The organism is Arthrobacter crystallopoietes, assembly GCF_002849715.1.
In the GTDB taxonomy this organism is placed as follows: Bacteria; Actinomycetota; Actinomycetes; order Actinomycetales; family Micrococcaceae; genus Crystallibacter; species Crystallibacter crystallopoietes.
In genome coordinates, this window is sequence record NZ_CP018863.1 from 3,985,156 (window position 1) to 4,004,127 (window position 18,972).

The 18,972-nt window shown below is 65.1% G+C and carries 16 protein-coding genes; 8 read left to right on the forward strand and 8 right to left on the reverse strand.

Annotated elements, in window-relative coordinates:
• Positions 1-2: 2 nt before the first annotated feature.
• The gene (locus tag AC20117_RS18360) at positions 3-998 is read left to right on the forward strand and encodes an adenosine deaminase (RefSeq protein WP_236777365.1); all 996 of its coding nucleotides are present in this window, start codon (positions 3-5) and stop codon (positions 996-998) included.
• Positions 999-1,028: 30 nt separating this feature from the next.
• Here AC20117_RS18360 and AC20117_RS18365 read toward each other — a convergent pair whose 3' ends face one another.
• Both AC20117_RS18365 and glgC read right to left on the reverse strand, forming a co-directional pair.
• Positions 1,029-2,471 carry an SDR family NAD(P)-dependent oxidoreductase gene (locus AC20117_RS18365; RefSeq protein WP_074702420.1) on the reverse strand — a complete coding sequence of 481 codons (1,443 nt, stop codon included), beginning with the start codon at positions 2,469-2,471 and terminating at the stop codon, positions 1,029-1,031.
• 114 nt (positions 2,472-2,585) lie between these two features.
• Positions 2,586-3,854, reverse strand: coding sequence for a glucose-1-phosphate adenylyltransferase (glgC, locus tag AC20117_RS18370; protein WP_074702419.1), 1,269 nt, complete (start codon positions 3,852-3,854; stop codon positions 2,586-2,588).
• Between the two features lie 104 nt (positions 3,855-3,958).
• Here glgC and glgA point away from each other — a divergent pair, with 104 nt between their 5' ends.
• Positions 3,959-5,155 carry a glycogen synthase gene (gene glgA / locus AC20117_RS18375; protein WP_074702418.1) on the forward strand — a complete coding sequence of 399 codons (1,197 nt, stop codon included), beginning with the start codon at positions 3,959-3,961 and terminating at the stop codon, positions 5,153-5,155.
• Between the two features lie 53 nt (positions 5,156-5,208).
• On the opposite strand, the gene AC20117_RS18380 is transcribed toward glgA, so the two are convergent.
• Both AC20117_RS18380 and AC20117_RS18385 read right to left on the reverse strand, forming a co-directional pair.
• Complete coding sequence (locus AC20117_RS18380) at positions 5,209-7,326, reverse strand: acyl-CoA dehydrogenase family protein (RefSeq protein WP_074702417.1); 2,118 nt, start codon at positions 7,324-7,326, stop codon at positions 5,209-5,211.
• Between the two features lie 10 nt (positions 7,327-7,336).
• Positions 7,337-8,068 carry a TetR/AcrR family transcriptional regulator gene (locus AC20117_RS18385; protein ID WP_083339861.1) on the reverse strand — a complete coding sequence of 244 codons (732 nt, stop codon included), beginning with the start codon at positions 8,066-8,068 and terminating at the stop codon, positions 7,337-7,339.
• Positions 8,069-8,143: 75 nt separating this feature from the next.
• Here AC20117_RS18385 and AC20117_RS18390 point away from each other — a divergent pair, with 75 nt between their 5' ends.
• Genes AC20117_RS18390 through AC20117_RS18405 form a run of 4 tightly spaced genes read left to right on the forward strand, consistent with a single transcriptional unit; the run spans position 8,144 to position 12,990 of the window.
• Positions 8,144-9,493 (forward strand): acetyl-CoA C-acetyltransferase, encoded by a 1,350-nt coding sequence (locus tag AC20117_RS18390; protein WP_074702415.1) that lies wholly within the window; start codon positions 8,144-8,146, stop codon positions 9,491-9,493.
• 3 nt (positions 9,494-9,496) lie between these two features.
• Complete coding sequence (locus AC20117_RS18395) at positions 9,497-10,840, forward strand: 3-oxoacyl-ACP reductase (RefSeq protein ID WP_074702414.1); 1,344 nt, start codon at positions 9,497-9,499, stop codon at positions 10,838-10,840.
• The gene (locus AC20117_RS18400) at positions 10,837-11,736 is read left to right on the forward strand and encodes a MaoC/PaaZ C-terminal domain-containing protein (protein WP_074702413.1); all 900 of its coding nucleotides are present in this window, start codon (positions 10,837-10,839) and stop codon (positions 11,734-11,736) included. Before AC20117_RS18395 ends, AC20117_RS18400 begins: the two co-directional genes overlap by 4 nt.
• A 24-nt stretch (positions 11,737-11,760) precedes the next feature.
• On the forward strand, positions 11,761-12,990 hold the full coding sequence (locus AC20117_RS18405) for a kynureninase (RefSeq protein ID WP_074703416.1): 1,230 nt from the start codon (positions 11,761-11,763) through the stop codon (positions 12,988-12,990).
• Positions 12,991-13,048: 58 nt separating this feature from the next.
• Here the strand turns inward: AC20117_RS18405 and mshA are convergent, their stop codons facing one another.
• Entirely contained in the window at positions 13,049-14,281 is a 1,233-nt protein-coding gene (gene mshA / locus AC20117_RS18410; RefSeq protein WP_074702412.1) for a D-inositol-3-phosphate glycosyltransferase, read from the reverse strand.
• Positions 14,282-14,442: 161 nt separating this feature from the next.
• Here mshA and AC20117_RS18415 point away from each other — a divergent pair, with 161 nt between their 5' ends.
• A complete protein-coding gene (locus AC20117_RS18415; protein WP_074702411.1) occupies positions 14,443-14,940 on the forward strand; it encodes a DUF2231 domain-containing protein in 498 nt (165 codons plus the stop codon).
• Here the strand turns inward: AC20117_RS18415 and AC20117_RS18420 are convergent.
• From AC20117_RS18420 to AC20117_RS18430, 3 genes are read right to left on the reverse strand one after another with little or no spacing between them, the layout of a single operon-like run.
• A complete protein-coding gene (locus AC20117_RS18420; RefSeq protein ID WP_074702410.1) occupies positions 14,937-16,103 on the reverse strand; it encodes an FAD-dependent oxidoreductase in 1,167 nt (388 codons plus the stop codon). The genes AC20117_RS18415 and AC20117_RS18420 overlap by 4 nt on opposite strands.
• Positions 16,096-16,797 carry a class I SAM-dependent methyltransferase gene (locus tag AC20117_RS18425; RefSeq protein ID WP_074702409.1) on the reverse strand — a complete coding sequence of 234 codons (702 nt, stop codon included), beginning with the start codon at positions 16,795-16,797 and terminating at the stop codon, positions 16,096-16,098. The genes AC20117_RS18420 and AC20117_RS18425 overlap by 8 nt, the downstream gene beginning before the upstream one ends.
• 21 nt (positions 16,798-16,818) lie before the next feature.
• The gene (locus AC20117_RS18430; RefSeq protein WP_074702408.1) at positions 16,819-17,997 is read right to left on the reverse strand and encodes a type III polyketide synthase; all 1,179 of its coding nucleotides are present in this window, start codon (positions 17,995-17,997) and stop codon (positions 16,819-16,821) included.
• Between the two features lie 251 nt (positions 17,998-18,248).
• Between AC20117_RS18430 and AC20117_RS18435 the strand changes: the two genes are divergently transcribed.
• A complete protein-coding gene (locus tag AC20117_RS18435) occupies positions 18,249-18,944 on the forward strand; it encodes a phosphoribosyltransferase (RefSeq protein WP_074702407.1) in 696 nt (231 codons plus the stop codon).
• Positions 18,945-18,972 lie beyond the last annotated feature (28 nt).

Here is an 18,972-nt window from a genome sequence, read left to right on the forward strand (position 1 = left end):
AAATGACCGAGCTACCTACCGTGGAACTCCACATCCACATCGAGGGAACGCTGGAGCCGGAGCTGATCTTCCGGCTCGCCGAACGCAACGGCATCGAGCTGCCGTATGGAGATATCGAAGAGCTGCGCCGGCACTATGAGTTCATCGACCTGCAGTCCTTCCTGGACCTGTACTACAGCAATATGGCCGTACTCCGGACCGCGGATGATTTCGCCGACATGACCAGAGCGTACCTAACGCGCGCGGCTGCCGCGGGGGTACGCCACGCGGAAATCATGATGGACCCGCAGGCCCACCTGTCCCGCGGAATTCCCTTGGCCACCTCGGTGGGAGCCGTTGCCGAAGTGCTGGCGAAGAGTGAATCCGAATTCGGAGTCAGCACCGAGCTGATAGCCGCATTCCTGCGGGATCGCCCCGCGGAAGAGGCACTCGCCGTACTGGACGAGCTGCTTGAGATGGAAGTACCGATCATCGGTATCGGCCTGGATTCAGCCGAGCGGGACAATCCGCCCCGGAACTTCGTGGCGCTATACGAGAGGGCCCGCCAAGCGGGCCTCAAATGCGTAGCACACGCAGGGGAAGAGGGGCCGCCCGACTACATCCGCGAGGCGCTGGACCTGCTGGCCGTGGATAGGATCGACCACGGTATCCGGTGCATGGAGGACGAGGAACTGGTAGAGCGCCTCGTTGCCGAGCAGGTTCCGCTCACTGTCTGCCCGCTATCCAATGTGCGCCTGCGGGCAGTGGACACGTTGCCCGAGCACCCGCTGCCGCAGATGCTGCAGCGCGGCCTGAACGTCTCGGTAAACTCGGACGATCCAGCGTACTTCGGCGGTTATATGGACGAGAATTTCCGCCAGGTACGTGCGGCCTTCGGTTTCAGCAGTGCCCAGTTGGCCGATCTGGCCGCAAATTCGGTGAGGTCAGCCTTCCTGACGGACACACGCCGGCGCGAATTGCTGGCCGAGGTCGAACAGTGGCGGCAACAGCACCAGTAGCACCACATAGCTCTCGGCTTGTGACCGGCCCTACCATGGTGAGGGCTTGTAGTCCTTCAGGAAGCAGCCGTAGAGATCCATGCCTTCTTCGCCCTGGACCACGGGGTCATAGACACGGGCGGCACCGTCGACGAGATCCAGCGGCGCGTGGAAACCCTCGTCGGCCAGCCGCATCTTGGTGTGGTGCGGCCGCTCATCGGTAATCCAGCCGGTGTCCACGGCAGTCATCAGGATGCGGTCTTCGGTGAACATTTCTTCGGCGCTGGTCCGGGTGAGCATGTTCAATGATGCTTTGGCCATATTGGTGTGCGGATGGCCGGGCCCCTTGTAGCGGCGCGAGAACTGGCCTTCCATGGCGGACACGTTCACGATGTACTTCCGCCGTGCGGGAGAAGCAGCCATGGCGGGTCGCAGCCGGCTGACCAGCAGGAACGGCGCGGTCACGTTGCACAGCTGGACTTCGAGCATTTCCAGCGGATCCACCTGGTCGACAACCTGCGTCCAACTGTTAATGTGCGTGATGTCCGGCACCAGTCCACCGGCGTCGATCGCTGTTCCGTTGCTAATCCGGTCCGGCGTTGCAGAACGGGCGGTCAAGGCCAGGGCCGTGATCTCGTCCGCCGCGAGCACGGGATGGGAGGAAACCGAGCCGGCCAGGGCGATCGGATGCTTGTCATGGGCGTGGCCGAAGGTCACCAGTTCGGGGACAGTGCCGGCCCCGGCAGGCAGCGGCTCCGATTCGGCGTCCACGAGTGGCCGGTAGGCATTGGGGGAGCGGCGCACGGTCTGGGCGGCATTGTTGATGAGAATGTCCAGCGGTCCCGCTTCGGCGACGGAATCTGCCAGGGCGATAACCTGTGCCGGGTCGCGCAGATCGATCCCGACAATGCGCAGCCGGTGGATCCAGTCCGCACTGTCTTCCAGCGCCATGAAACGGCGTGCGGCATCTTTGGGGAAACGGGTCGTGATCGTGGTGTGGGCGCCGTCGCGCAGCAGCCGCAGGGCGATGTACATGCCGATTTTGGCGCGGCCGCCGGTCAGCAGGGCACGCTTGCCGTGCAGGTCGGCCCGCGCTTCCCGCTTGCTATGGCTGAATGCGGCGCACTCCGGGCAGAGCTGGTGGTAAAAGGCGTCCACCTGAGTGTACGGCTGCTTGCAGATGTAGCAGTTCCGCGGCCGGAGCAGATGTCCGGCCACATCGCCCCGGGCGGAGGAGGTTAGCTGCAGCCCCTGGGTTTCGTCGTCGATCCGGTCCTCGGCCGCGGTAGCAGTCCGCGACATGACCTCCCGGTCGGCGGCAGCAACGGCGTCGCGCTTTTGGATCTTGCGGTGCCGCTTGACGGACTTGAACATCTTCCCGGTGGCGCGGCGCACTGCCACATAGTCCGGATGGTCCTCATCCAGGACATGGATCTGCTCGAGCACTTTCACGCACGCGGCGATTTCTTCCGGGGTCAGGTCTGGCTTGCTCATGTGGTGCTGTTTCACTCCGGAAGACTTGGCAGGGGAAGGCCCGCATCGATACCGGGCCTTGCCAAGTTTACTGCCCCCGGGCTCCGTCCGTTGAACCCGGGGACAAGGGCCTGCCTACGGGGTGACCACCGGCGACGGATTCTGGAGCAGGACTTCCTGGCCCTTGCTCAACACCGTCAGTCCGGAATCGGTCACGGTAAATCCACGCGCGCGGTCCAACTCGGCGTCGACGCCGATGCTGGCGCCGGCAGGTACGTGCACATTCTTGTCCAGAATGGCCCGGCGGATGACAGCGCCTTCGCCCACAGTGACCTTGTCCATCAGCACGCTGTCCGATACTTCCGCCCGCTCAGCCACAAACACATTCGTGGCGAGAACCGAGCCGGAGACCTCGGCACCCGAGACCACAACACCTTGGGACAGGATCGAATCGAGCGCGGTCCCGGCGGCCCCGCTGACACCGCGGACCAGTTTGGCCGGCGGGGAAACGGACTGCCGGGTATAGATGGGCCACTCCAGGTTGTACAAGTTGAACGCTGGCAGCGGGCTGATCAGATCCATGTGCGCGTCATAGTAGGAATCCAGCGTTCCGACGTCGCGCCAGTACTGCTGGTCGGCAACCGTTGAACCGGGCACGTCATTGGCCGTGAAGTCGTAGACGGCAGCCTCACCGCGGTTCACGAAATACGGGATGATGTCCCCGCCCATATCGTGGTTAGTATCCAGCCGTTCCGCGTCGGCTTCCAAGGCAGCCAGCAGCGCATCGGTATTGAACACGTAGTTACCCATGGACGCCAGGAAACTGTCCGGATCATCCGGCAAGCCCGGGGTGCTGGCGGGCTTTTCGACGAAGGCCTTGATCCGTGTCGGAGCATCCGGGTCGGTTTCGATCACGCCGAACTGGTCAGCCAGCTTCAGCGGCTGGCGGACGGCGGCCACAGAGGCCGGGGCGCCGCTGGCAATATGGTCTTCGACCATCTGGGAGAAGTCCATCCGGTACACATGGTCGGCACCAATAACGACGACGATGTCCGGGTTTTCGTCATGGATCAGGTTCAGCGACTGGTAGATAGCGTTGGCACTGCCCAGGAACCAGCTCTTGCCGCGGCGCTGCTGCGCCGGCACGGACGCCACATAGTTGCCCAGCTGGGTCGCCATCCGCCAGGTCTCGGAGATGTGCCGGTCGAGACTGTGCGACTTGTACTGGGTCAGCACCACAACCTTCCGGTACTCCGAATTGACCAGGTTGGACAGCGCGAAATCGATCAGCCGGTAGCTGCCGGCAAACGGCACGGCAGGTTTAGCCCTGTCCGCCGTCAATGGCATCAACCGTTTGCCCTCGCCGCCTGCTAAGACTACGGCGAGAACTTTCTTCTGTGGCATTGCACTTTCCCCGTTCGGTCGCTTAGTTCGTCCGTGAACAAACTATGAAGTTCCCCACGACTTCAGACTAGAGGAGAACCCCCCGGTGCACTACGTTAGGTTTCGTGCGGATAGATATTGTGACGAAGGAATTCCCCCCTGCCATTTATGGCGGCGCTGGTGTTCATGTGGCCGAGCTCAGCCGTGTGCTGGCAGACAAGGTGGACCTGCGCGTCCATGCCTTCGGGGCTGACCGCCCCGCCGACTTCCATGGGGCCACGGTGCGCAGCTATGCGGTGCCGGCGTCCCTGAACGAGGCCAATCCGGCGGTCCAGACACTCGGAGTTGACCTCGAGATGCTCGCGGGTATCGAGGGCGCCGACCTGGTCCATTCACACACCTGGTACGCCAACATGGGCGGACATCTGGCCGGCCTGTTGCACAACATTCCGCACGTGTTAAGCGCGCATTCACTTGAGCCGCTGCGCCCGTGGAAGGCCGAGCAGCTCGGCGGCGGCTACGCGGTTTCTTCCTGGGTGGAGAAGACCGCCTATGAGGCCGCGGCGGCAATCATTGCGGTGTCCGCTGGCATGCGAAACGACATCCTGCGCAGTTACCCCAACGTGGATCCGGACAAGGTGAAGGTCGTCCACAACGGCATCGACGTCGAACTGTGGCAGCGGGATGAAAACGACGACGCCGTTCGCGCCCTGGGTATTGATCCGTCCCGTCCCAGCGTGGTGTTCGTGGGCCGGATAACGCGCCAAAAGGGCGTGCCGTACCTGCTGCGCGCGGCCAAGCTGCTGCCGCCCGAGGTGCAGGTTGTGCTCTGCGCCGGCGCGGCCGACACGCCGGAACTCGGTGCCGAGGTCAACGCCCTGATCGAAGACCTGCGCGCGGAACGTGACGGCGTGGTGCTGATCGAGCGGATGCTTCCCCGGAACGAGCTCATCCAGGTGCTCAGCCATGCCACGGCCTTTGCCTGCCCGTCTATTTATGAACCCCTCGGCATCGTCAACCTCGAAGCCATGGCCTGCGGTGCGGCGGTCGTCGCCAGCGCCACCGGAGGCATTCCGGAGGTCGTCGACCACGGCGTCACCGGAACGCTGGTTCCACTGGAACAGGTTCAGGACGGCACGGGAACGCCGCTGGATCCCGAAAAGTTCGTGCAGGATTTCGCGGCCGCGTTGACCGAGACGGTCAGCGATCCGGCCCGTGCCCGGAAGCAGGGCGAGGCCGGACGCCGCCGCGCGGAGGAGCATTTCTCCTGGCATTCCATCGCGGAAACCACCCTTGAGGTCTACCGCAGCGTTCTGAAGTAGAGCGCAGAGCCCCGCCGAACGGGCAATCTTGGTCGGCGGGGCTGAGCGTTAGGTCAGTTCCCGGCCGCTGCCCGGCGTTTCTCCCGCTTGGCCGCGGCCTTCTGGCGGGCGATCAGGATTTTCTCGTCCACGGGAGCCTCGCCGCTGGCCCGGCGTGTGCGTGCGTACGCCATGGCTTCTTCCTGGCGCATGCCTTCCGCACCGGATGCGATCTTCGCGCGCAGGTGCTCCGGGCCGTAGCCAAAGGCATCCACCAGATCCAGCGAGAACGGGCGCAGACGGGCAAGCAGCCTGTTGATGTAGTCGCCCAGCGTCCGGGCGCGCTGCGCGGAGAGCCGGCCGTTCATCAGGTACCAGCCCAGGTTCTTCTCCACCAGACCCAGCCCAAACAGGTCACGGACCCAAGTGAGGACCTGGCGGGTGTCCCGGTCCTCGATGCCGGGCAGCGCCCGGGTGAAGGCCTCCCACTGCAGCAGCTCGGCATGCGCGCGCGCCGCCTCGATGAGCTCGTTCTGGTGCTCGTTGAACAACGCGGCGGCATCGGCCTGCGGCATTCTGCTGGCGCTGCGCAAAGCGTTGCCCGCCTCCTTGACCATCGCGGACACCCGTTCCGTCAGCAATTGGCGCTGGGTATTTTCATCCTTGAGGTAATTCGCGGACTTTTTCCCGGAACCGCTGTCGACAAAGGTCTGGGCGACCTGCCGCAGGCCGGTCCTATGCAGCGTGGCGTCAGCGGCCTTGTGGGCCACCCAGCGGGCCATCACGCCGAAGTCGGCATGGCGGAATTCCTTGGCATAGTCCGCCAGCAAACGCTTGGCGACCAGCTGCAGCAGGACGTTGTTGTCCCCCTCAAAGGTCGCGTAGACATCCAGATCTGCGTGCAGCGACGGGAGCCGGTTCTCGGCGAGGAAACCGGCGCCGCCGCAGGCCTCGCGGCACTCCTGAATGGTGTCAAGGGCATGCCAGGTGCTCAAGGATTTGAGGGCCGCGGCCAACGTTTCCAGGTCCTGCCGGTCTTCGTCGGTGTCGTGGGTTCCCGAAAAGACACCGTCGAACTGCTCGAGCAGTTCCTCGTGGGCAAACGAGGCTGCATAGGTAGTCGCAAGCCTTGGCAGCAGGCGCCGCTGATGGCGCTGGTAGTCCAGCAGCACTTCCTCGGTAGTCTCCGAAGCCGCGTTGAATTGCCGCCGCTCGTTGGCATACTTGATCGCGATGGACAGCGCTACTTTGCTTGCGGCTACGGCCGCACCGTCCAGGGACACCCGTCCCTGCACCAGCGTGCCCAGCATGGTGAAGAAGCGCCGGCCAGGGCTGGCAATCGGGGAGCTGTAGGTGCCGTCTGCCGCGACGTCGCCGTAGCGGTTAAGCAGGTTGGTGCGAGGGATACGGACATGGTCAAAATGCAACCGGCCGTTGTCGACACCGTTCAAACCGCCCTTAAGGCCATCATCCTCACCGCCGACGCCGGGCAGGAAGTTCCGCTGTTCGTCGCGGATGGGGACAAAGAAGGCATGCACACCGTGGTCGACACCGCGGGTGATCAGATGCGCAAAAACGACGGCGGCAAGCCCGTCCTTGGCCGCGTTGCCCAGATAGTCTTTCCACGCCGCCCGGAACGGTGTGTGCAGCACGAACTCCTGGCTCTGCCGATCGTATGTCGCGGTGGTGCCGATGCTGGCGACGTCGGAGCCATGCCCCGTTTCCGTCATTGCAAAGGCGCCCGGAATGTCCATGTTCATGATCCCGGGTAACCACTTGTCGTGGTGTTCCTTGGTGCCCAGGTGGAGCACGGCTGAGCCGAAGAGCCCCCATTGAACGCCGGCCTTGATCTGCAGTGACGGATCCGCCACTACGAGCTCCTCGAAGCCTGCAATGTTGCCGCCATGATTGTCTTCTCCGCCGAGGTATTTCGGGAACGCGCGGTGGACCGCGCCGCTGTCCACGAGGTATTTGAGCTGACTGGATACCCGCTCCCGGTGTTCGGTCATGGTCAGCCCGTCAATACCCTGGACCTCGGGTCGGCCAGCCAGCTCGCGTGCCTGCCGGCGAATGTCCGCCCAGTTGCCGAGCAGGTGGCTGCCCAGTGCGGCAACATCGACGGCGGCAGGCGCCGTGATGCCGTCTTCCGGGAGTTCGGGGGCGCTTGCGGTGGGGACTGTCACTTGGGTCATCCTTGATCCTTCAGCTGGTCGTTTTGTTCTTATTGCTAGTACTGCCGCCGGCGTTCGACGCGATCTGGGCGATGCCGTCAAAGAGCCAACCGGTGAGCTGCTCAGTCATTTGCTCCCTGCTGGGCTTGTCGTCGCCTTCGGGCGCTCCGAGCCAATGCTCGCCGGCCGCGCGGACCATGCCGATGGCGGCGGGAGGCCAGTATGCGGCGGCTTTGAGCTGGGCCTCGGTGCTCCTGCCCGCCGTGAGATGGGCAAGGAACGGAGCCTCCATCATGGCCGTCACGGCCGCGAAAAAGTGGCTCAGGACCGCTGCGCCGCCGACGCCGTCGGGCTCGATTCCTGGTGCGGCCGATGGATCTGCTCCGCCGGGCCGGGTAACAAAGGCATAGACATGGGGCGATGATTCAGCCATTTGCAGGTAGACGGAAACCATCGCATGCAGCCCTTCGCGGGCTGTTGTTGCGGTCTCCGCGGCTTCCTGCAGTTTGCTCTGCATCCGCCCGATCACCACTTCGCCGACCGCCCGCTGGAGACCCGCCTTATCGCCGAAATAGCGGTAGAAGACTGGTTTCGAGGTGCCTGCCGCCGTGGCGATCTCTTCCATCGAGGCGTCCGGGCCCAGCCGGTGAACAGCCTGCCGGGCGGCCCTGATGAGCTCACGGCGCCGTGTAGCCCGGTGGGCATCCCAGCGCGCCGATCGTCCATCTGCTGCAGGTTGTCCGTGCGCAAGAGCTGTATTCACGATACCCAGCGTATCAGGTACGCTAGGTAGCAGTAACTACCCGATCTGCCACCGAACTCCAAGGAGAACGCCCCCATGGCTGCTTCACCCGATGTGTCCGCCGCGTCCACTGACTCCGCCGCTGGTGCGGGAATCCGCAAGGCGGTAGTCATCGGTGGAAACCGCATCCCGTTCGCCCGCGCCAATGGCGCTTACACCAAAGCCAGCAACCAGGACATGCTCACCGCAGCCCTCGACGGCCTCGTTGCCCGCTTCGGCCTGCAGGACGAACGCATCGGCGAAGTCGCCGCCGGGGCGGTGCTCAAGCATTCCCGGGACTTTAACCTCACCCGCGAAGCCGTGCTCGGCTCCGCGCTCTCGCCGGAGACGCCCGTTTACGACCTGCAGCAGGCCTGCGCCACGGGACTGGAAACGGTCATGGGACTGGCGAACAAAATCAAACTGGGTCAGATCGAATCGGGAATCGCGGGCGGTGTGGACTCCGCCTCCGATGCACCGATAGCAGTCAGCGAGGGACTGCGCGCAGTGCTGCTGGAGATGAACCGTGCGAAGACGTTGCAGCAGAAGCTCACGGCCGTCGCCAAACTCAGGCCGAAGGACCTGGCGCCCAATGCCCCGGGTACCGCTGAACCACGTACGGGGCTGTCGATGGGGGAGCACCAGGCCCTGACCACTGCGGCTTGGAATATCTCCCGGGAAGCACAGGATGAACTGGCCCTGGCCAGCCATAAGAACCTGGCCGCTGCCTACGACCGCGGCTTCTTCGACGATCTGGTCACCCCGTACCATGGCCTCACCCGCGATGCTAATCTTCGCGCCGACACTTCGCTGGAGAAGCTCGGCAAGCTGGGTCCGGTATTCGGCAAGAGCCTTGGCGAGAAGGCGACCATGACCGCCGGCAACTCCACGCCGCTGACCGACGGTGCATCGACCGTCCTGATCGGTTCGGAAGACTACGCCCGCGCGCACGATCTGCCCATGCTTGCGGACATCGTCGACTCGGAAGCGGCAGCCGTAGACTTTGTGCACGGCAAGGAAGGGCTGCTGATGGCACCGGCCTACGCCGTCCCGCGGTTGCTGGCACGGAACAACCTCACCTTTGAGGACTTCGACTACTTTGAGATCCACGAAGCCTTTGCCGGCACCGTGCTGTGCCACCTGGCGGCGTGGGAGAGCGAAGAATTCTGCCGCAACAAGCTCGGACTGCACAAGCCGCTCGGAGCCATCGACCGCAGCAAACTCAACGTCAACGGTTCCTCGCTCGCGGCCGGCCACCCCTTCGCCGCCACCGGGGGACGGATCGTAGCGACGCTGGCCAAGCTGCTCCACGAAAAAGCGGCAGCCGAGGGCAATCGCGGACGCGGACTGATCTCGGTCTGCGCAGCAGGCGGCCAGGGCGTCGTCGCCATCATGGAGGCCCGCTAAGCCATGACGGATTCCTACCTGACGCTCGTCAACAGCGGACTGTCCAAGAACATCGCGAAGAAGCTTGGCCTGCCACGGCCGGCCATCCTGCGGCGCTACCACCCGGGCCAGCCCTTGGTTCCCGGACCCGTGCTACTGATTGGCAGCAGTGCCGGTACCGAGGCGCTGGCCACGGAGCTGCTGGCATGGGGACTCGATGTTCGCCGGCACGCCGGACCCAAGGACAAGCTGGGGGCGATTGTCGCGGTGCTGGACGAGGTGTCCGATCCCGAGGACCTCGCCGAGCCGATGTTGACCGTCGGAGCCTCGCTGCGGAGCCTCCTTCCGGGCGGGCGCGTCGTGACGATCTCCCGCCTGGCGTCCGCTGCGGAAGCCCCGGCACGGGCGGCAGCCCGGCAGGGGATCCAAGGCGCACTGCGCTCCCTCGCGCATGAACTGCGTGGCGGTGCCACCGGCAACGGCATCCTGCTCGACGACGGCGTGGATGCCAAGGCACCGAGCGCATTGGCAGCGCTGCGCTTCTTCCTCTCCGGACGCAGTGCCTACGTTGATGGCCAGTTCCTGCTCGTCGGCTCGCCAGAAGGGCAGCTACCGGCAGACTTCGACCAGCCGCTGGCGGGGCAGGTCGCCGTCGTTACCGGTGCAGCCCGTGGCATCGGCGCTGCCATAGCCAAAGTCCTGCACCGCGATGGAGCGCGGGTTATCTGCGTGGATGTACCGGCCGCCGGCGAGCAGCTGGCGAAGGTATCCAACGAAACCGGCGGAACGGCGCTGCAGCTGGACATCACAGGTGAAGCCGCCGGGCAGAAAATCCTGGAACACGCCCACAGCCGCTACGGAAGGCTGGACATTGTGGTGCACAATGCCGGCATTACGCGGGACAAACTGCTGGCAAACATGGATGAGGCAAAGTGGAATTCGGTGATCAACGTCAATATCGCCTCCCAGCTGCGGATCAACGAGGTCCTGCTGGCCTCCGAGCTGTTCCCGCAGGCTCCGCGCGTGGTCTCGCTTGCCTCGACGAGCGGCATCGCCGGCAACCGGGGGCAGACCAATTACGCGGCTTCCAAGGCCGGCGTCATCGGCATGGTGGCCGCCTCTGCGGGAGCCTTCGCCGAACGCGGCGGTTCCATTAACGCCGTCGCTCCCGGCTTCATCGAAACCGAGATGACGGCGAGGATTCCTATGGCGACGCGGGAAATCGCACGCCGAATGCTGCCGTCCCTGCAGCAGGGCGGACTTCCGCTCGACGTCGCCGAGACGATCTCCTTCCTGGTCAGCGATGCCGCCGGCGGCATAAACGGACAGACCCTGCGCGTCTGCGGCCAGAGCCTGGTGGGCGCATGAGCACCCGTGAAGCCATTGCGCTCCCGGAACTGCCTTCCCTGTCCAAGCTGTATGTCAGCGCTCTCTCGACGGCCGCGAGGACCAAGCTGGGATCACTGGAACGCAGCCATGCCCTGCCCCACGTGCAGCACACCGTCACAGACGTGCAGGTCAGTCTGGAGCACGTCACCACGTTCCAGCACCTGCTGCACGGCACAGTGCGGGACAGCCTGCCTTCTGTGTTCGTCCACTCGGTAGCGTTCCCGGTAGTCATGAGTGTGCTGACGCGTCCGGATTTCCCGCTCCCGCTGCTGGGCATGGTCCATCTGGGAAACCGGGTGCGGCACCTGCGCAGCATCGACTTCAGCGAACCCCTGACAGTCACGGCGTGGGCGGAAAACCTGGCCGGACATCACGCGGGCACCTGCCTGGACGTGCGCGTCGATGTCCAGGCAGCGGGGGAGAACGTCTGGGAAGGCACGTCCACCTACCTGGCCAAGGGACTGTACCTGCCCGGCCTGGACAAGACGAGCCGCCCCGAACGCCAGGACTTCGTGCCGCCCCAACCGACGGCCAAATGGCGTCTTGGTCCGGAAGCAGGACGGGAGTATGCCGCCGTCTCCGGCGACTTCAACCCGATCCACCTGAGCGCGCTGTCCGCCAAAATCCTCGGTCTGAAACGTTCAATTGCGCATGGCATGTATTTGGCCGCCCGGGTCATCAACAGTGTCGAGGCTGTCGCAGCCGAGCCGTTCGCCTGGGACATCGAGTTCGCCGCACCGGTATTCCTGCCCGCCACGGTTGCCCTGCGGATCGAGGACCACGAAGTGGAGGGCCGGTGGGATTCGGCAGACTTCACCGGCTGGGGCGAGCGCAGCCACCGCAAGCACTTCAGCGGCAGCGTCCGCGCCCTATGACCCGCCGGAAGTATGCTTGGCACCATGACTGAAGACCACGGATTGCTGAAGCGTGCCCGCGAGCTGGACGCAGCGGACCAGTTGGCGTCGTTCCGGGCCCGCTTCGTGGGGCACGACGACGCCACGGTCCGCTCGTATCTGGACGGCAACTCCCTGGGACGCCCGCTCCAGGCCAGCGTGGAGCGGGTCCAGGAACTGATGGTGCACCAGTGGGGCGGCCGCCTGATCCGGGGTTGGGACGAGACATGGCTGCAGTTGCCGAAAAGCATCGGGGACCAGCTGGGCCGGGTGGCGCTGGGCGCCGCGCCGGGCCAGTGCATCGTGGCGGATTCCACCACCGTGCTCCTGTACAAACTGGCCCGGGCTGCGATCCAGGCCCGCCCCGGTCGTAACAGGATTGTCATTGACCGCGACAATTTTCCGTCCGACCGGTTCATCGTGGAGGGCATCGCTGACGAATGCGGACTCGGACTGGACTGGCTCGAGCCACCGCAGGATGGCGGCGTGGACGCCGAGCTGGTCCGGTCGGCCGTCGGTCCCGATACGGCACTGGTGCTGCTCAGCCACGTGGCCTACCGGTCCGGATATCTGGCCGACATGCCCGCGATTACGCAGGCAGTGCACGACGCCGGGGCACTGGTCTTGTGGGATCTGTGCCATTCCGTTGGTGTCATCCCGGTGGAGCTGGACGCCTGGGGCGTGGATCTCGCCGTCGGATGCAGCTACAAGTACCTCAACGGCGGTCCCGGCGCCCCGGCCTGGGCCTATGTCAGCGCCGAGCATCAGCAGTTCCGGCAGCCGATCCAAGGGTGGATCGGCAGCGCCGCTCCCTTCGAGATGGGGCCGGGCTATGAACCTGCGCCGGGCATCGGCCGGTTCGCAAGCGGTACGCCGCCGATCATCGGCATGACGGCCATCCAGGACATGGTGGACCTGATCGGCAGCGCCGGAATCCAGAATGTTCGTGACAAGTCCGTGGCCCTGACGGAATTTGCCGTCGAGGTGACGGAGGAGCTGCTGGCGGGCTACGGCGTCGTTATTTCCTCGCCCCGGGACCCCGCGGAGCGCGGCAGCCATATCACCATCGACCATCCGTCATTTAAGAAAGTGGTGGGCAGGCTCTGGGACCAGGGAATCATTCCGGACTTCCGCGAACCCGACGGCCTGCGGCTGGGACTGTCGCCCTTGTCCACCAGTTTCGAAGAGGTCTACGTCGGGGTGGCAGCGATCGAGGCGGAACTGGCGCTCGGCTGATCAGGCTGCTCGCCCGCAGGCCCGGTGGCAGCACCGCATGTGAAGGGCGACGGCGCCACTACGCGAAGTGGTCCACGGCATGCTGGTAGCTGTGCGCGGTCAGGGCAGCTGTCTGTTCCCAGCCAAAGGCGGCGGCATGGATCGACGCGCTGGCCCCGAGGCGGCGGCGGAAGTCCGGGTACTCGTACAGCTCGCGCAGGGCCGAGGCCCAATCCTGTGCCGCGTGCCCGTCGACCAGGAGCCCGGTAACGCCGTGGCTGACCGCCGAGGGCAGGCCTCCGACGTTCGTGGCGACCACCGGTGTGCCGCAGGCCTGTGCCTCAAGCGCCACCAGGCCGAAGGACTCGCTGTAGGAGGGCACCGCCACCACGTCGGCGCTGCGGAAGTGTTCGGCCAGTTCCGCAGCGCCCACCGGCGGCAGCAGCCGGACGGTCTCCTCCAGGCCCAGCTGGTGGATCAACGGTCCCAGTTCCAGCTTGCTCGTGCCGCTGGCTTCACCGATGACGGTGATCTGCAGGCGCATGTCCGGGCAGAGCTCCTTCAGCCGGGCCGCCGCGTTGACCAACACCTGGGGTCCTTTCAGGGCCTGGATCCGACCGGCGAAGCAGATGTGGAAAACGTCCGGGGCGATGCCTGCGCTGCGCCGCGCCTCGTCCCGGCCTTCCGGCGTGAAGTTCGACAAATCCACCCCGGGCGGAACCACATCGATCTTGTCTCCGGCGGTCCCGTACAGCTCCTTGAGTTCAGTGGCTTCGGTAAGCGTGTTGGCGATGAGGCGGGCAGCGCCGTCAGCGATGTCCTGCTCGCCGGTGATCCTGATCTGCGGCTCCGGGGATTCGCCGGACTGCAGGTGGCGGTTCTTGACCTTGGCCAAGGTGTGCATCGAATGAACCAAGGGCACGCGCCAGTCGTGCTGCAGCTGAAGCCCCACGGCGCCGGAGAGCCAGTAGTGGGAATGGATGACATCGTAGGGGCCGCCGTTGTCGGCGGCCGTGAACCTGCGCAGTTCTGCCTCCAGCCGCGGCAGCAGCCGGGGGAGTTCCTCTTTGGCCACGGTGTCCGCGGGGGCGCCGGGCAAGTGGATGACCCGTGCTCCGGGCCGCGGGTATTCAACCGGCTCCTGGTCTTCCACCGTGGAGCGGGTGAAGACATCCACCTGCGCCCCCATCGCGATCAGTTCCCGGGAGACTGCCCGGACATAAACGTTCATGCCGCCCGCATCGCCGCCGCCGGGCACGGCCAGCGGCGAGGTATGGAGGGAAAGGACCGCGATTCGGCGCAGGGTGCGCATGGGCTTCCTTCCCTCAGGGCTGGCGGACGTAGCATCAACTTTAGTCGCTGCTGAACCTTCTGCCGCCCGGACGCGTCTGGATCAGTAAACGCATTCGGGTCGATGAAACGTCACAGCCGGCCGCAGCAACGGAAGCCATCGGAGTTAAGGGGAACACCGCCATGGAGTACGAAGTCAATGGGCTGCCGATGCATGTACTGCTGGTCCATGCCACGGTCATCGTGATTCCGGTTGCAGCGCTGTGCACCATTCTGAGCCTGGTCTGGCCGACGGCGCGGCGACGTCTGGGCATAGTCACCCCGCTGATCGCCCTGGCCGCGCTGGTGCTGGTTCCAATAACAGAGCAGGCCGGGGATTGGCTGCTCACGCGGATCGATGTAACACCTCTGGTGCAGGAGCACCAGAGGTTGGGTGAACAGATGCTGCCCTGGGTGATCGGCATCTTTATCGCGGCCTTGGGCCAATGGTTGTGGTTCCGCTACGGCACGTCCGCGGCGGCCGGCATCCGCCGCAAGCTCGGCGCGGCCGGGACCCGGGTACTTGCTGCCGTGGCCGTACTGGTGGTTGCGGCCGTGTGCGTGGGAGCCACGGTCATGATTGTCCAGGTGGGCGAATCGGGCGCCCGGGCCGTATGGCAGGGCAGCTTCAGCGAGGATTAGTGCATTGTAAACCGGCGGGCCACCATGGCGGCTGCACCGGGGATTGCCAGGGCGGGCAGCAGCAGGCTGTTCCGGGCATCCAGGACCGCTGGCCGAAGCGGGCGGCCAAGCGCCATATTCAGGTGGGCCTGCCATCCTGCCGTGGCGGCTGCGGCACGCCGGCTGCTGTCGAACACCCGCAATTGTTCTCTGGTGTCCTGTCCCTGAAGTGCCGCGGTGATGATCGGGGCAAGCGCGGCAGCGTCCAGCCACCCCAGGTTCATGCCCTGTCCGCCGATGGGGCTGATTTCATGCGCGGCGTCCCCGATCAGGGCAACGCGGCCGTGAACCATGCGGCGGACTCTCCGCGAGCGCACGGCGAACGAGCTGAGCATTGAATTGCTGGCGACGTCCACGGTCCGGCCGGTGCGCCCGGAGATCAGATCGGCCAGCCGGCCGGGCTCCGGTTCAGGGTCCAGGGCGTGGGTCCGGACCACCCAGCGGCGGAGGCCCCCGGGCAACGGAAACGACTCGACGATGCCGTCCGGCTCCAGGTAGAGAACGGCGGTGTCTCCGTCGGAGGTGTTGTCCGCGAAGTCGCCCATCAGGTAAGTATCGGGATAATTCCGCGATGTCAGGGGCGCCTTCAGAAGGTCCCTGATGGTGGAACGGGCACCGTCGGCCGCCACGGCCAGCCGGGCTTGGACCGTCTCCCGTCCTTCGTCGATGCTGCCCCCGGCACTGCCAGCGGTCCCGCCGCAGCGGCTGGCTTCCAGCGTGACCCGGCCCCCGCCGTCGTCAATCCTTTGGGCTGTCCTGCCGTAATGAACCCTGCCCCCAAGCGCGCGCAACCGTTGCTCCAGGATCCGTTCCGTCATTACCTGTGGCACTGCGAGCACGTACGGATGCGGTCCGGGCACGCGCCCGAAGTCCAGGACGGCGATGTCGCGGCCGCTTCGGCGCGCCACTCCGTCCCTGATCCGCACACCGGAGGCAACCAGCTGTTCCGCAACCCCGGCTTCGGCCAGCACGGCGAGCGCGGGCGGGTGGATCCCGATCGCACGCGAATGATCACTCCGCCGCCTGCGCTGCTCGAGGATAACGACGTCGATGCCCCGCTTCCGGAGCAGAATTCCGAGCAGCAGTCCTACCGGACCGGCGCCCACGATGGCAACGTCATGCATGGTTGAGAGGCCTGTAACTAAGCAGGTGGTGGAACGGCCTCTTGGTGCTGACGGTCCAGCCTCGCGGCACAAGCTGTTGCAATTCGCCCGAGGTGTAGCTGCGGCGGATGGAAGTCAGCCCGTCCTCGCGGATGAAGGAACCGGGGAAGAACGGCAGCGTCCCGACGGAAAAAAGTGCATAGGCCAGCGGGCTGCGGCGGATGTCGTTGTGCATGACGGCCCGGCGGCACAGCTGCTGCGAGTCTGACAGCAGCGCCGCCAGCTGGGCCCCGTCCAGATGGTGGAGCAGGTGGTTGGATGTCACGAGGTCGAAGGAGCGTCCTTGTGCCACCAGCTCGGAACTGAACGCGCGGCGGAACACCAGACCGTTCACCTTGGGCCGGGAGACGGCGAAGGCATGCGCCCGCTCATCCGGGTCGATCGCAGTAATGTCCAGCGGGATGCCGTCGCGCGCGGCCCACTTGGCGATGGCCCGCGGGATATCGCCTCCGCCCGAGCCGATATCCAGCAAGGAGTTGGGACCATTCGGCCTCAGCAACGGGCGCAGCTGCCGCCGGTAGATGCCGTGCCAACCCGACACTGCCCAGTTGATGAGCGGAAACTGCCGGTACGTGCGCTCCAGCTTCCGCACATCACAGTCAGCCCGGTCCATCTCCTCGACGGCATCGACCGCCCGCTCGGCCAGAAATCCCACTGCTACTGCTGCCTGCCGCGCCTAGACAGTAGCCGGCTCGCTGGCCGCTGCCGGCGTCGTCGTGAGCGTCGGTGCGCCGCTCTTGGTGAACAGGCCGGTCTCCACGGTGAGCCCCGGACCGAAGGCCATCGAGCAGATCCGTTCGTCGTCTCCTGCGAAGGGCGCGTCCATAATGTGCTTGAGCACGAACATCACCGTGGCGCTGGACATATTGCCGTAGTCGCGCAAGGTCTCCCGGGCCGGGACCAGCTGGTCTTCGCGCAGCTGCAGTTTTGCTTCCACCTTGTCCAGGATGCTGCGTCCACCGGGGTGGATGGCCCAATGCTCGATCTCCTCGTAGGGCCGGCCCTGCACGGCGTCATCGCGGGCCAGCAGGGGTTCCAGCGCGCCGACGATATGCTCGTCGATGATGTGCGGTACATAGGTGCCCAGCACCATCTCGAAGCCCTCATCGCCGATGTTCCAGGCCATGGATTCCTCGCCGACAGGGGTCAGCACCGTCTCGAAATGATCGAGCACAATACCAGGGGACGACGACGGCAGGTCGCGGGCGGTGACAATCGCCGCGGCGGCGCCGTCGGCGAACAGGGACGAGCCCATGATGGTATCCGGGTCATTGGAAGTGCGCACGTGCAGTGTGCACAGTTCCGCGGTGACCACAAGGACAACTGCGTCCAGATCAGCCTCGCAGAAGGACTTCGCGGCGCGCAGAGCGGGAAAGGCTGCGTAGCAGCCCATGAAGCCCAGATGGTAGCGCTGGACAGCGGGGCTCAGCCCGAGAGCCCGCACCACCTTGTAGTCCGGTCCGGGATTGAAGAACCCCGTGCAGGAAACGGTTACCACGTGGGTCACATCGGCAGCGGTGATTCCGGGACACGCGGCCATAGCTTTCGAAGCCGCCTCGATGAAGAGCGGAGTGGCTGCATCCGCAAACTTGTCGTTGCGGACCTTCGTACTGGGACTCAGGATGAGCCGGCTCTCCGGATCGAAAAAGACCGGAGTGTCCGAGCGGCGCTGCAAGGTCAGTTCTTCTACCGCCGTATAGCGCGTCTCAATACCGGAGTAGTCAAAGGACGTACCCACCAGCCTCTGGCCCAGGCGGGTCAAGCCGGGTTGGGCGGCGAAGACGTCGCGCACCTGGGACTGGACCAGAACGGTTTCGGGAACGGCGGTTTTAAGGGACCTCATGGTGACCGGCATAGTTCATTCTTAGAGGAGCCGGGTTCGGAAAACAATGGCTCGGAGCCGATCAGCACCCGGAGGCCGGCGACTTTGTTGTTCCGCTCCCCGCTGGTCCAACCTGGGTGTGATCCCGCAGCCCATGGCGCCAGTCACACCTTCAGCAAGCTCCTTGTCACCTTCGGGTATCGGTCATACGGTGGAGGAAACGCCACGAACTGAACAACCGCCGGCATGGGTAACGGAACCAACTGCCAAGGATGGGAAGTGCAATGACTACTAACCGGAACCGCAGGGAGCGCTACGCCGACCGGCAGGACGCTGGCAGAACGCTCGCCTCGGAACTGGACTCCTACAGTGGCCGCCGGGATGTTCTGGTACTCGGCTTGCCTCGGGGCGGCGTCCCCGTAGCCGCAGTCATCGCCGAAAGCCTCAAGGCCCCGCTGGACGTAGTCCTGGTCCGCAAGATCGGCGTTCCGGGTCATCAGGAGGTGGCCATGGGAGCGATGGCTTCGGTGGCCGGCTCCATTGACACCGTGCGCAATGAAGACGTGCTGGCCAAATTCGCCAAACGATACGGCGACTCGAGTGCCTTTGACCAGGTTGCTGCAAAGGAACGCGCGGAACTGGACCGCAGGGAACGCGTTTACCGCGCTGGCAAGCCGCCGCTGGACGTTGCCGGCCTGACACTCATCGTGGTGGACGACGGGCTGGCTACCGGTGCCACCATGCGGGCAGCGATCACCGTTCTGCGGGAACTATCGCCGGCGCGCATCGTGGCGGCTATTCCGGTTGGCCTCAGCGGCACCTGCCGCGACGTGGGCAGCATCGCCGATGAGGTGGTGTGCCCTTGGAATCCGCAGGATCTGGTCGCCGTCGGCCAAGCCTATGACCGTTTTGACCAAGTGGATGACGCCGAAGTCATCAACCTGCTCGCGCAATACCAGCGGCCGGCGCAAGCCGGCTGAGCAGATCGTTGGGGGGAACCATAGACCA

What these genes read in the sequence shown, in the direction of transcription:
- AC20117_RS18415 (WP_074702411.1), top strand. Translation starts at nt 14,443, where the DNA reads ATGGAGTACGAAGTCAATGGGCTGCCGATGCATGTACTGCTGGTCCAT.
- AC20117_RS18435 (WP_074702407.1), top strand. Translation starts at nt 18,249, where the DNA reads ATGACTACTAACCGGAACCGCAGGGAGCGCTACGCCGACCGGCAGGAC.
- AC20117_RS18420 (WP_074702410.1), bottom strand. Translation starts at nt 16,103, where the DNA reads ATGCATGACGTTGCCATCGTGGGCGCCGGTCCGGTAGGACTGCTGCTC.
- AC20117_RS18390 (WP_074702415.1), top strand. Translation starts at nt 8,144, where the DNA reads ATGGCTGCTTCACCCGATGTGTCCGCCGCGTCCACTGACTCCGCCGCT.
- AC20117_RS18405 (WP_074703416.1), top strand. Translation starts at nt 11,761, where the DNA reads ATGACTGAAGACCACGGATTGCTGAAGCGTGCCCGCGAGCTGGACGCA.
- AC20117_RS18430 (WP_074702408.1), bottom strand. Translation starts at nt 17,997, where the DNA reads ATGCCGGTCACCATGAGGTCCCTTAAAACCGCCGTTCCCGAAACCGTT.
- AC20117_RS18380 (WP_074702417.1), bottom strand. Translation starts at nt 7,326, where the DNA reads ATGACCCAAGTGACAGTCCCCACCGCAAGCGCCCCCGAACTCCCGGAA.
- AC20117_RS18360 (WP_236777365.1), top strand. Translation starts at nt 3, where the DNA reads ATGACCGAGCTACCTACCGTGGAACTCCACATCCACATCGAGGGAACG.
- AC20117_RS18400 (WP_074702413.1), top strand. Translation starts at nt 10,837, where the DNA reads ATGAGCACCCGTGAAGCCATTGCGCTCCCGGAACTGCCTTCCCTGTCC.
- AC20117_RS18365 (WP_074702420.1), bottom strand. Translation starts at nt 2,471, where the DNA reads ATGAGCAAGCCAGACCTGACCCCGGAAGAAATCGCCGCGTGCGTGAAA.
- AC20117_RS18395 (WP_074702414.1), top strand. Translation starts at nt 9,497, where the DNA reads ATGACGGATTCCTACCTGACGCTCGTCAACAGCGGACTGTCCAAGAAC.
- mshA (WP_074702412.1), bottom strand. Translation starts at nt 14,281, where the DNA reads ATGCGCACCCTGCGCCGAATCGCGGTCCTTTCCCTCCATACCTCGCCG.
- glgC (WP_074702419.1), bottom strand. Translation starts at nt 3,854, where the DNA reads ATGCCACAGAAGAAAGTTCTCGCCGTAGTCTTAGCAGGCGGCGAGGGC.